Consider the following 12,631-nt stretch of genomic DNA (forward strand, 5'->3'; position numbering starts at 1 on the left):
AATAGCATATACAAACGGTTTTTTTCGGGTTTGGATTGACGAAAAGATCAGCTAATGCTATCCATAAGAGCGCATGTTGCAAATCCGCAATCCCGCGAAAGAGAAAGAATTCTTAAACCCATTTTACGTAAAATTTGTTTATATTTGTAAGGCTATTCCGGATAAACATTCATGAGATGAAAAAGTTCCTGTTGGGTGTGTTGATGGTGGCTATTGGGCTGTTGCTCATAGGGATTGACAGCCAGGCCCAATGTTCCATTTGCACCAAGACTGCTTCTGATTTGAATCCGGATGCAGCGCGGAGTTTGAACGCCGGCATTCTCTACCTGATGATTACACCGCTGGCGCTGGTGGGTTTTATCGGCTGGCGCTGGTGGGTGAGCAATAAACAGGATGAGGATGAAGGCAATGCCAATCATGAATAAATGTTAGCCTCTGGTTTTATTCCGCAAATCTTTCGACATTTTTCCGAGAGCTGTTTTCCGCCCGTGGCATCTTTAATTTTTTGAATCAGCGTACAATATTTCATTTCCCCCCAGAATCAGCTTCAGAGCCTACTTACCCAGCAAATAACCATTGATGAGCTGCGCCAATCTTGAACGGGAGGTTCGGGGTATCAGATAATACTGCTGGCCGTCAGATTTGTACTCCCAGCCATTGGAGCCATCGGGATGAATGATGATGCGACCGGGTTCCGGGACGAACAGCTGATGTGTGGTATCCAGTGCAGCCAGTACAGCTGTTTCATCCCAGCTGGGATGACCAATTTCAACTTCATGCCAGCAACGCAAACCCACACGAAATGTTTGCCTGAGTGGGCTTTCGGGCAAATGGGGCTGCAACAGTGGCAAGCCAGTGAATACTGAATCGCCGATTTCAAATCCGCTGAAAATAATGGGGGTAGGCCAATGGTCCGCCACATAAGCAGCCGCGCGGGTATCGTTGTACACATTAAACTCCCGCCCTTCGGGAAAACGTCCTGCCATGCTCACCAAATATTTCACCTTCCTGCGAACCAACTGAAGACCTGAGTCTGGTGCAAACCGATCTGGCATGGATTGCAGCAATGCAGCCAGGTTGCTGAAGAAGCCGGTGCTGATGATCACCACGCTATGATCAGCCGCTGCAGCCAGCAGTTTCCGATAAAGCTTGATGGCATCCTGGGATGTATCTGCAAGAGATTGCTGCTTTCGAAATTCGGAATTGGCCAGCACGCTATCCGTCCAATGGCATTCATCGGGCACTACTGGCGCATAAGCCGTATCAGCTCTGCCTACAGGCAGATCCGGGCGACCATACCAGCCGTTGAACACATGCAGTACCTGCGGACTGTTTGCATATCCATTACAGGAAATGGTTGCCAGCAGATGAATTTCGCCTTTATCAGCCAAATGGTGCAACATAGCCAGCGCGCCAGCATCATCAAAATCAGGCCCGATATCGGTATCCCAGATAACAGGCAATGAAGCAACAGACTTCTGTTGATGGCAAGCCGTTACCAGACAGATCAAAAGGCTGAAAAAGAATCCAATGTATGGAAGCCGAAAAAACATGATCAGAGCAGCATAGCCAGCGGATTTTCCAGCATCTGCTTGAGCGTTTGCAGGAACCGGGCCCCCACAGCACCATCCACCACCCGATGATCACAGCTCATGGTAAGTTTCATTACTGGAGCCACAATCACCTGTCCGTTTTGCACTACGGGCGTATCCTGAATAGCCCCAACAGCCAGGATGCAGCTATCGGGCGGATTGATGATAGCCGTAAATTCCTCAATACCCAGCATACCCAGATTGGAAATGGTGAAGGTATTACCGCTGAAATCCTGTGGCTGAAGTTTTCGGTTGCGGGCTTTTTCGTACAATGTCTTTGCTTCTGCTGCAATCTGGGCAATAGACTTTTGATCGGCAAAGCGAATCACGGGCACGATCAAACCGTCGTCAATAGCCACGGCCGAGCCGATATGAATATGCTTATAGGTGCGGATGAAATCGCCCATCCAGCTGCTGTTGACTTCAGGATGCTTGCGCAGGGCCATGGCCACCGCTTTGATGAGAATGTCATTGAAAGAAATCTTGACTTCGGAGATTTCGTTCAAAGCTTTGCGAGCATCCACCATCCGACGCATATCCACCGAAATGGTGAGGTAAAAATGCGGGGCGCTGTATTTGCTTTGGCTCAGGCGCTGGGCAATAACCTTGCGCATCTGGGTTACAGGCTTATCTTCATAGCCTTCCTCAGCGGCAGCAGTGAAAACGGGTGTTGTTGCGGCGGGTGCCTGAGCCGCCGACGAAGCAAGATATTGATCAATATCGCGTTTGATAATCCGTCCGTCATCGCCCGTACCTTTGACACGGGTAAGATCTATGCCTTTTTCGGCAGCCAGCTTGCGTGCCAGTGGTGATGCTTTAATACGGCCTTCGGGTGTTACAGAAGTTCCCGATGGGGCTGTAGGTGCCGGGGCTGGCGCCGCAACAGCAGCTTTGGGTTGAGCAGGTGCGGCAGCCGGGGCAGATGCGGCCTGAGTCGGTTGTTTTTCAGCATCCAGAATAGGCTGAATATCGGTACCCTCTTTACCCACAATAGCAATGATGTCATTCACTTTTGCTGATTCGCCTTCCTTGGGACCGGTGTAGAGCAAGGTACCTTCGGCATATCCCACCACTTCCATGGTGGCTTTATCCGTTTCCACCTCGGCCAGCACGTCATCTGATTTTACCTGATCGCCAACCTTTTTATGCCAGGCTACAATTTTGCCTTCTTTCATGGTATCGCTCAGCAGCGGCATCCGCACCACCGTCACCTGCTGCAAAAGCTTTTCAATAGCAGCATGGGAAGCAGTTTTACCGGCTGGGGCTTCTGATTCCTGCTTTTGTTCAATTGTTGCGGATTCAGCTTTACCTTCCGCTGCCAGAAGAGACTGAAAATCTTCCCCCGGTTTGCCGACAATGGCAATGATATCATTTACTTTAGCAGCCTCGCCTTCTTTGGGACCAATGTATAACAAAGTGCCTTCCACATATGGAATCACTTCCATGGTGGCTTTATCCGTTTCTACTTCAGCGATGACATCATCAGCTTTTACCTGATCTCCCACTTTTTTATGCCAGGCGGCGATAACGCCTTCTTTCATGGTGTCACTCAACAGGGGCATCCGTATTGCTTCTGCCATAATGATAATACTTTCAAATTCGGCTCAAAAGTAACTAATTCAGGGTTAAATGAAAAAAGCAGCTACTGGTGCTGTTTTCAATAATCCACTTCCAGATCCAGCTCGTCTTGCAGACGGGCAATCAGCGGATAATGCATTTTCAACTGTTCAAACTGTTGCTGGGGCGTAAGCACAGATTGGGTATCGGCAGGCGTTTCCTGTTCTTCCAGCAAAATTTTCATCACCAATCCCGGTCTTGCGAGTTTTTCCTTCAGATATTCAGCTATATGAATTCTTTCTTCCTCCAGAAAGCGGAACTGTACAATGTTCCAGGTAGTGACCTGAATTTCTTCCGGAGGCATAACGCCAATGCGCGCGTGTGTAAGCTGTGCAGCCAGCGCATGTTGACCTTTTTCCTGCAGCAGGGCAATGTAATGATCCCAGCATTGCTGTACCTGCTGAAGAGTCAGCGGTACCTGCACGGTATCGGTTGGTTGCCGGGATGTCTGACGATCTTTTTTAAGGGTTTCAAGCGTGGGGAGCTTACCGCTGGCAGTCATGCCAGGTTCACTCAACACCGGGCGAATGGATGTTGTAACCGAAGAAACGTATGGTGTGGGATTTTCTTTGACAGATGGGGAAGTCGATGGAATAGATCCTGGTTTGGGAATCGTTGTTGGTTTGGGGACGGCCTGAAAGGGAGCACGAAGCCGGGTTGACGCGCCTTCATGGATCAGCTTTTTTTTTACTACCTCGCCTGTGGCCACATCACTCACCAGCTGCACGGCCTGCTGCAAATAGCAAAGTTTAATAAAAGCAATTTCCAGCGTAAGCCTTTTGTTGCGTGAATTGCGGTATTGCACTTCTGCATCCTGCAACAAAGCCAGCGCACTTACCAGCCATGAAAGGCTGCATCGCTGAGCCATTTCAGCATATCGTTTTCTGAAGTTCTGGGCAATATCCAGCAGAGCTGTGAGTTTTTCATCTCTGCACACCATCAGATCCCGCAGAAATTCAGCCATTCCTTCCAGCACATTTTCACCATCAAAACCCTTCTGCAAGATTTCATCCAAACAAAGCAAGGTTTGTGCGATATCCTGTTGATGAATGGATTCCATCAGCCGGAAATAATACTCCACATTCAGCATGTTCAAATGCGCCAGAGCCTGCTGATAAGTGATATGACCTCCTGTAAAACTCACCAGTGTATCGAATATACTCAGCGCATCGCGCATGCATCCCTCGCTTTTCTGAGCTATCAGATGCAAAGCTTCTTCTTCAGCTTGCACCTGCTCTTTGGCACAGATTCCCTGCAAATGATGCACAATATCATGCAGGGTAATGCGCCTGAAATCAAATACCTGACAGCGGCTCAGAATCGTGGGCAGGATTTTGTGTTTTTCGGTTGTAGCCAAAATGAAAATAGCATAAGATGGTGGCTCTTCCAATGTTTTCAGGAATGCATTGAAAGCGGCCGTACTGAGCATGTGCACCTCATCGATGATATAGGTTTTGTAACGAGCTCCCTGGGGTGGAAAACGCACCTGATCAACCAGTGCACGGATATCATCTACCGAATTGTTGGATGCCGCATCCAGTTCGTGGATGTTAAAAGATGTGCCCTGGTTGAAGGCTACACAGGATGCACATTGATTGCAGGCCTCTCCATCGGGACGAAGGTTTTCACAGTTGATGGTTTTGGCAAGGATGCGTGCACAGGTTGTCTTTCCTACTCCTCGCGGACCGCAGAACAAAAAAGCATGTGCCAGTTGCTTTTGCAGAATGGCATTCTTAAGCGTGGTGGTAATGTGTGATTGTCCGACAACGGATGCGAAATCCTGCGGACGATATTTCCGTGCTGAAACCAGAAAATGCTCCATGAAAACGAAGTTAGAAAATCTCTTTTACACCATCGGATGCCGCTGAAAAAGCTTACTGCGGTCAAACAAATACCGATAGGTAATCAACCGGCGGCTACGGTAGGTGCCCAGGCTTTCGGCAATATTGATCATCTTGGGATTGAAATCTCCAATCCATTGCATTTCATATTCTTCATACCTGGCTTCGGGCTGAATGACTTTCGCACCTTCAATAATCAGATAACTGTCAACACCCTTGCCCTGGAATGCAGGTACAATGCCAAATACCAATCCGATGAAGCGCTTGCACACACCACGGCGCATCAGCCAGATGAACTTTAGCTTGTGCCAAAGGCTGAAATGACCATGCAGGTATCGAATAGCCTGGTTGATATCAGGAATATTCAACCAGCACCCAATGGGTTCATTCTTGTAATAAACAAACCATACCAAATGTTCATCGGCGACAGGATTCATTTTCCGGAAAAACTGAATTACTTGTTTCAGCTCCAGTGTTTTCAGTCCGCCATGTCCGGCCCAGGCTTCGTTATACACTTTGCAAAAATCGGCTGCAAATTTTTCCAGATCTTTTTTGCGGTAATGTTCTGCATGAAAATCCGGATTGGCAGCAAACTGTGCATGGCGTTCGTAAAATTTATCCTGCAGCCGCGTATCTACCCGCATGGCATAGCAATACTGATTGAAAAACACTTCAAATCCGTAACTTTCAAACAAATCCCGATAGTAGGGAGGATGATAATTCATGCCGTAGGGGGGTGCATGAAATCCTTCCACCAGCAAGCCCCACCATTTATCGCGCTCACCAAAGTTGATAGGGCCATCCATGGCCTGCATGCCGCGTTGCTGCAGCCACGCCCTGCATTGATCAAATAGCATGTGGGCAGCCCTGCGATCGTTGACACACTCAAAGAATCCTATGCCTCCCACCGGCATATCATCCCCTTTGTTCTTGTATTTCTGGTTTACAAATGCAGCTACCCGACCGATGCAGTTTTGCCGATCATCCACCAGAATCCAGCGGGCGCATTCCCCATGGCGAAAAGCCTTGTTGCGACGCGGATCAAACACTTCTTCTATGTCGCGATGCAAGGGTTCAATCCACTCCGGATTACCGGCATAAATTTTTCTGGGTAACAACAAAAAGGCACGGGCTGTCTGGCTATTTTCAACGGGTAGGATATGCATAAACCTTTGTAATACATTTTATTGGGTGTGGGTACTGATATATGTGGATATAAATTTTCACCATTTGAGCAGCTCAATTTGCAAAGGAGCAGGCCTTTTCGGCTGACAGAAATATACACGCTGGATTGTGGCAAACATATAGTTTTGTTTTTATTTTATGAAATCGAAATCCGTTTTTTTCATCTTCATTTTCGCTTTGTTGCTGATCCTTTGCCTGTGGCTTGGTTTGGCTAACAAGCGGACACGCAGGGACTTGCAACAAACCCAACAAAAGCTGCATCAGTTGCTGATGCAATACCAGGAAATTCAACAGGAAAATGAACAACTCCGCAATGCCATCAGCCAGTTGAACCAGCAACGTTCCCCCCTTAGCAGCCAGGGCACCATGATGGATCTGCGAGCCTATTACCGGAAAAACTGGCCTAACTACATTCATATCAGCATTGCTGGATTTAACACCGGACTTTTCGGAGGCATTCATCATCCCATGATCCGAATTGAGAACCAGACTGATTTTCCGCTGGATCAGGTGGAATGCCAACTGGTTTATATACAAAACAACGGCTCTATTTTTCAAGCCATCCCACTCACGGCCTCCGATATCCAAGCCCATAGCGAGAAGACCATCACTGCGCCTGACAGCCGGCGAGGCGTGAAAATCAAAATTCAGCTTCAAAGCATCACCAGTCAGGCCATGAATTTTTGCTGGACTTCCGATAAAGCCGGGATTCCGCCACAGGCCGATGCCTGCCAGTGTGCACCGGCCGGCCCTCATGAATAAAATCAGAAATCAACGCCCAGCGCCAAATAGAGCTTGGGCGATCCTTTGAAAAAGCCTGTAGCAGGCCATCCGGCATCAAACCGCAGAAAATAACCGGCAATGGTTGTGCGTGCACCAAAACCATAACCTGCTGCAAACGGCCCTAGAAAACCATTTTTTACTGTCACCACCACAGGAGGTGATCCGTAATAGGTGTAAGTATTATCTTTTAAAGAAAATCCGCCCGTCCACGCTGTGCCCACATCAATGAACGATGTAACCTGGAAATTGCGCACAAAATCAGAATTGATCGGTGTTTCAATAAAAGTGGAAAATACCGGCAACCGCAATTCCGTGTTCAACAACACATAATTGTTTCCGTTCTTGATATTCTGATCATATCCTCTGAGGTTTTCTGCCAGCGTCTGGAAAGCATAGTTGGCATTGTAATCAATCGGGGTATTGTTATTGAATTTAGGAAATAGCCAGTTGTCAACCCCTCCCAGATAGTAAATCAATTTGCGGGTACCCCAGGAAAATCCGGTTGCAAACCGGGTAGCCCAGATGAAATTCCGGTAAATGGGATAATAATACCGCACATCGGCACCGGCATTGAAGGTAAAGCGGCTGCCTCCAGGCTGCTGCGGTTTGTTGAGCTGCGGAAACATTTCTCCAAATACTTTATAGCGAAGGCCGTTCCAGATATTGATAGCCGGGTTTATGGTATTATCATAAACATATTCCAGATGCAGGATTCCATAGGTTTCATTGTAATCAGGATATTTCAATGTAACCGGATCACTGGCCAGATACACAATCCGATCGGTGCGTACACCCACCTGCGCCCGCACACTTTTTACTTCATCCAGCGGATAGGTGAGATCAACCTGATACAGGTTTGTCTTGAATTTGGCCTCTGCAACCGCATTGCCTTGCTGATCGACCAGTGTATTGCGCTCTACTTTTCGGTAGTAGAGCAAACTCCAGTCAACCATCTGCTTCAAATCCGAAAACTGGAAGAAATATTCGCTTCCGTTCAGGTCCGATGGCACCCGAAGACCCCCTGAGAACTTGATATCTTCCAGCATATCCGATACTCCCAGGCGGATGAGTCCGTTGAATGGATTGGCGAGCTCAATGGGTCCACTACCGGTAAATTTTTGATATTGGGTAAATAACACCGAATTATCGACCTGTGTCATCAAGTAATCGGAAGCGAAGCGAAGATGGTAGGGGATCAGCTTAAGTCCGCTCAATACAGAAGGCTGTGCCTGAGCGGGCTGAGGTGCTGCCTGGCTGGTATCGGGCTGAGCTATGCCAAAGGGACTTTTGAAAAAGCTTTTTCTGCGCCGCAGGGTATCAGGCTGCACATAATAGTTGGGCAAGCCCATCCGAGCGCTATCAGCCTTACGCTGCCACAACACATAATGGGTGGGCCGGGTGCTTACATTGCGCCGGCGAAGCGTGATGGTATCTTCTTTCAATCGGTAAACCCGCTTGAAATCCATCTGATGAATCACCTCTGAAATCTGCTGGTTATTGCCGGCTATATGGCTTTCCTCAATGCCATAAGCATAATTGGTGATAGGAAAAGTATAAGTGGAATCGCGAGTAACGGCAATCACCCTGATGGAATCAGGCTGTGTGCTGCCATAATCAGCCAAAGCGGAATCCAGCTCCTGTGGATCAGGATTGCGCAAAATGGTGCTGCCCAGGTAAAACAAGGAATCCACCCCTGCCGGAATAGCCGTGTAGGAACCGGCATAACGGTTGGCAATGCCATTTTCGTTGCTGATATAGGTGAAATACGTATCGCCATATTGCATGGGCAGGCGCGCATCTGCATCGGTGAGATGGGTGAGCTGGGTAATCTGTCGCTGGTCACTGTCCCAATCGTTCACCATAAACACATTGTAATGGCTGTAATGAATCGCCGTATCACCCGAAGGTGCATCGGGTGAAGGTCTGTTGGAAACAAACAGGATGCCGCTTTTGCGGGGAAAAGCTGCATAGGAAGGATCCAGATCATCATAGGCATCGTTGGTGAGCTGGGTGGATTTGAAATTGCTGATGTTGTACGTGTAAATATCACTATGTCCGTTGCGGATAGCCGAAAGCACCAGGGTGTTGTAATCGTGCAGGAAGTTAAAGCTGTTGATGCTTTCATAAGGTAGCGGATAGGTATGTTTGAGCCGCGTGATGATGTCGTAAATCAGCAACTCGGGTTTACCGGCTTTTTCATAAATTACACCCAACCGGCTACCCCGCGGGTCCCAGGCCAGCAGCGGATAAACCGGATTTTCAGCCGACTTCAGCCTGCGCACACCCCCTTTGTAAATAAGAGTAGGCTTGAATAAGCCTTGATAAAGCAATACCTTGTAAAATCCCTGTTTGTATTCCACATAGGCATAATCCCTGCCCACGGGTCTCGGTGCAAAATGAAAATAATCTGTTCTTTCGCTGACTTCTTTTACCGTCACAGGCGTGCCTACTACTACCTGGCGCCGGCCCCGGTTGTCCTGTGCATATTGCTGGCGATAAAACATGATCATATCCCGGTTGATATCCCGGTATGATTTGCGTAACACCTGTTTCATGGCTCGTTTCAAACTGCGCTCAATGCGCGCAATGTAAAGCAGGTATGAGGTGGCTTGCGGGCTGTAATTCATTTCCACAAAATGCCAGAAAGCCTGCCCGCCCAGGGTTGGATGATCAAGCACCAGCTGGTTGAGTGTTTGATATCTTCCGGAAAGAATCAGATTTTTCAATTCTGCATCCAGATCAGCATTCCAGTTTTGCGCCACATAGGCAATATATCCATCGGTAAACCATTTAGGTAAATACAGCAATATGGCATTGCTGGCAAATTCTCCCACGTCCTCACCAAATAACATATTCTCCACAATCACCCGGGCAATACCTTCGCGAATCTGCCTGGTCAGATCCGTGTGATCTCCATTGTAATAGACAATCATTTTATTGTTAACCAGTTTGGTAATACCACCCGTATTCTGCCAGTCAATCCCGATGCCGATATTGGATTGCTTCATTTCACCAAAGTTGTTATACACCACTATATTGATTTTGCCATTCACCCCATAATCCATGAATCGCTCAATCAATGGCAGCTGTTCTTCCGCTATCTGAGCCACAAAGCGGCCCAGGTTCAAGCCATTCTGGCTGAAATACACATCAAAGTGAACGGATTGATAATATCTCCAGTGAAAGTTTTTAAATTGAAGCCGATTCTGGCCAAACTCAACGGCATTGGTCTGCGCCTGCGAAGCGATATGCAGCAATGCGACCATTCCACATAACGATGTCAGTGTGAGGAAGCGCTTCATGAAAAATGACGGTTTAAAAGTAAAATTAAGATGATATGACCGAAATCCACCAGTTTGCTTTCAATCCTTTTCAGGAAAATACCTACCTTCTCATTAACGAACAAAACGAGTGTCTCATTATAGATCCCGGCTGTTATTTTCCTGAAGAACAACAACAGTTCCTGGATTTTATCGGAAAACGCAAGCTAAAGGTTGCGGGGTTAATCAACACCCATGCCCATCTGGATCATATTTTCGGTAACCAATTGGTGTATGTGCATTGGAAACTGAAGCCCCTGTTACACCAGGCTGAGCTGCCCGTTCTCGATGCGGCACCATTTTCCGGACAGATGTACAACATTCCGTTTGAGCCATCACCCTATCCGGAACGCTTCCTGGCCGACGGGGAAGAGTTGACATTCGGAAATACACGCCTGCGCCTGATCTGGGCTCCGGGGCACTCGCCGGGCAGTATATGCCTGTACAATGAAGCGGAAAAATGGCTGATCGGCGGCGATGTCCTGTTTCGCGAAAGCATTGGCCGTACCGATTTGCCAGGTGGTGATTTCAAAACTCTGGAAACCAGCATCCGCCAGCAACTGTATGTACTGCCCGATGAGGTAGTAGTGTATCCCGGGCATGGACCTGCTACAACCATCGGCCATGAAAAACTACATAATCCCTTTGTGCGAGCAGCTTAATGGTTAGATAAAATACATAAGGCAAAGAGTCAAAAATTTAACTTTTTGTTTTTCATTTTCCCCGACCAGGATAATGGCTGCAGATAAGGCTTTTCAATTCGATATAAAATATACACATACGTGCAGAACAGCACGGTGGCCAGCAAAAGCGAAGGCCATGCTATCCGATAGGGATCCTGGGGTGAAAGCAAATAACGGTTGATGAGCCAATATACGGCATAAAACAAAAACGCCATCACCATGATACTTACCAGCTTTTTAACTGCATAAGGAATCGGATAATATTTTTGTCCCAGCACATAACAAATCACCATCTGCACCAGATAACAGACCATGGTGGCCAGCGCACTGCCAAAATAGCCCCAGATCGGGATCCACCAATAATTCAAGATAAAAGCCAGCAAGGCCGTGAACACAGTTATGTAGGCCCCCATGCGCGTGCGATCCGTAAGTTTGAACCAAATCGTAAGATTGTAATAAATACCCAGAAACATGTTGGCAGCCAGCAGATATGGCACCACATACAGGCCTTCCCAATAAGCCGGACGTCGTAAAAACAATTTCCAGACAGGTAAATACATGGCCACAAACAAAAACATGATGCTTACCACCATCACAAAATATTTCATCACCCTGGCGTAGGTTTGTTTGGCATTTGCATACGTGGATTGTTGAAAGAAAAATGGTTCGGCACCCAACCGGAATGCCTGAATGAATAAGGTAATCAAAATGGCCAGCTTATAATTGGCACTGTAAACTCCAATCAGATAATCATTTTTTGCATGATCATAAGGCAAATAATGCGGCAGAAACCATGCCCGGTCCATGGTTTCATTGACCATACCTGCAAATCCCACAATTACCAGCGGCAGCGAATATTTCATAATGCGCCACCATAATCGGAAATTAAATTGCCATTCAATGTGAAAAAATTCTTTCCATAACAATAACCAGGCAAAGGCACTGGATAAAATATTCGCAATAAATATATAACCAATTTTTTCATAGGGATTGTAAAACAACACCACCCAATGATGGCCATGATGCAGCAACCACGGACAAATAGAAAGGGAAAAAACATTAAACAAAATATTCACAACAATACCTGAAATCTTGATGACAGCATATTTTACCGGCCGCTCTTCCAAACGCAGCCTGGCAAATGGAATCACACCCAGCGTATCAAAAAACAAGATCCAGGCAAAATAGGTTACATATTCCGGATGATGCGGCAAAGTGATCCAGCCTGCAATGACTTGTTTATAATGCAAAAGCAGAAAGGTAAAAAGGAATGTGGAAAAGATAATGGAAACAGAACTCGTTCCCAGTACGGCTTTTCGGTCATCCCGGTTCTGGGAAAATCGAAAATAAGAGGTTTCCAGTCCATAAGTATAAATCGCAAACAAAAATGGAATGATCGCATAAATGATATTAACCGGGCCATATTCTCCCGGTGAAAGCAGATGCGTATAATAGGGCACCAGCAGATAGTTGAGCAACCTGCTGATGATATTGCTAAAACCGTAAATGATGGTTTGTCCGGCGAGTTTTCTGAGAGCGCCCAAATGGAATTTTTGTCAAAAATAATAGAATTCATCTTTTGCATTCACGCAAGCGATTGCAAGCAGTTG

At 47.0% G+C, this 12,631-nt stretch carries 9 protein-coding genes; 3 read left to right on the top strand and 6 right to left on the bottom strand.

What is annotated here, in order from left to right; all coding sequences use genetic code 11:
• Positions 1 to 176: 176 nt before the first annotated feature.
• Positions 177 to 425, top strand: coding sequence for a hypothetical protein (locus tag BM367_RS04520; RefSeq protein WP_245759894.1), 249 nt, complete (start codon positions 177 to 179; stop codon positions 423 to 425).
• A gap of 129 nt (positions 426 to 554) precedes the next feature.
• Here the strand turns inward: BM367_RS04520 and BM367_RS04525 are convergent, their stop codons facing one another.
• The 4 genes from BM367_RS04525 to BM367_RS04540 form a co-directional block, all read right to left on the bottom strand.
• Entirely contained in the window at positions 555 to 1,553 is a 999-nt protein-coding gene (locus tag BM367_RS04525; RefSeq protein WP_092458339.1) for a nucleoside hydrolase, read from the bottom strand.
• Positions 1,554 to 1,555: 2 nt separating this feature from the next.
• Entirely contained in the window at positions 1,556 to 3,172 is a 1,617-nt protein-coding gene (locus BM367_RS04530) for a pyruvate dehydrogenase complex dihydrolipoamide acetyltransferase (protein WP_092458342.1), read from the bottom strand.
• A 77-nt stretch (positions 3,173 to 3,249) separates the two neighbouring features.
• Entirely contained in the window at positions 3,250 to 5,031 is a 1,782-nt protein-coding gene (locus BM367_RS04535; protein WP_092458345.1) for a DNA polymerase III subunit gamma/tau, read from the bottom strand.
• A gap of 24 nt (positions 5,032 to 5,055) precedes the next feature.
• A complete protein-coding gene (locus BM367_RS04540) occupies positions 5,056 to 6,216 on the bottom strand; it encodes a hypothetical protein (RefSeq protein ID WP_092458347.1) in 1,161 nt (386 codons plus the stop codon).
• A gap of 157 nt (positions 6,217 to 6,373) precedes the next feature.
• Here BM367_RS04540 and BM367_RS04550 point away from each other — a divergent pair, with 157 nt between their 5' ends.
• The gene (locus BM367_RS04550) at positions 6,374 to 6,997 is read left to right on the top strand and encodes a prefoldin domain-containing protein (protein ID WP_143103950.1); all 624 of its coding nucleotides are present in this window, start codon (positions 6,374 to 6,376) and stop codon (positions 6,995 to 6,997) included.
• A gap of 2 nt (positions 6,998 to 6,999) precedes the next feature.
• Here BM367_RS04550 and BM367_RS04555 read toward each other — a convergent pair whose 3' ends face one another.
• Positions 7,000 to 10,320: a hypothetical protein gene (locus BM367_RS04555; RefSeq protein ID WP_143103951.1), complete on the bottom strand. Its 3,321-nt coding sequence runs from the start codon at positions 10,318 to 10,320 to the stop codon at positions 7,000 to 7,002.
• 35 nt (positions 10,321 to 10,355) lie between these two features.
• On the opposite strand from BM367_RS04555, the gene BM367_RS04560 reads away from it, so the two are divergent.
• On the top strand, positions 10,356 to 11,000 hold the full coding sequence (locus BM367_RS04560) for an MBL fold metallo-hydrolase (RefSeq protein WP_092458359.1): 645 nt from the start codon (positions 10,356 to 10,358) through the stop codon (positions 10,998 to 11,000).
• A gap of 29 nt (positions 11,001 to 11,029) precedes the next feature.
• On the opposite strand, the gene BM367_RS04565 is transcribed toward BM367_RS04560, so the two are convergent.
• On the bottom strand, positions 11,030 to 12,565 hold the full coding sequence (locus BM367_RS04565; protein ID WP_092458362.1) for an oligosaccharide flippase family protein: 1,536 nt from the start codon (positions 12,563 to 12,565) through the stop codon (positions 11,030 to 11,032).
• Positions 12,566 to 12,631: the final 66 nt, after the last annotated feature.

This window comes from Thermoflavifilum thermophilum, from assembly GCF_900116565.1.
Lineage (GTDB): Bacteria > Bacteroidota > Bacteroidia > Chitinophagales > Chitinophagaceae > Thermoflavifilum > Thermoflavifilum thermophilum.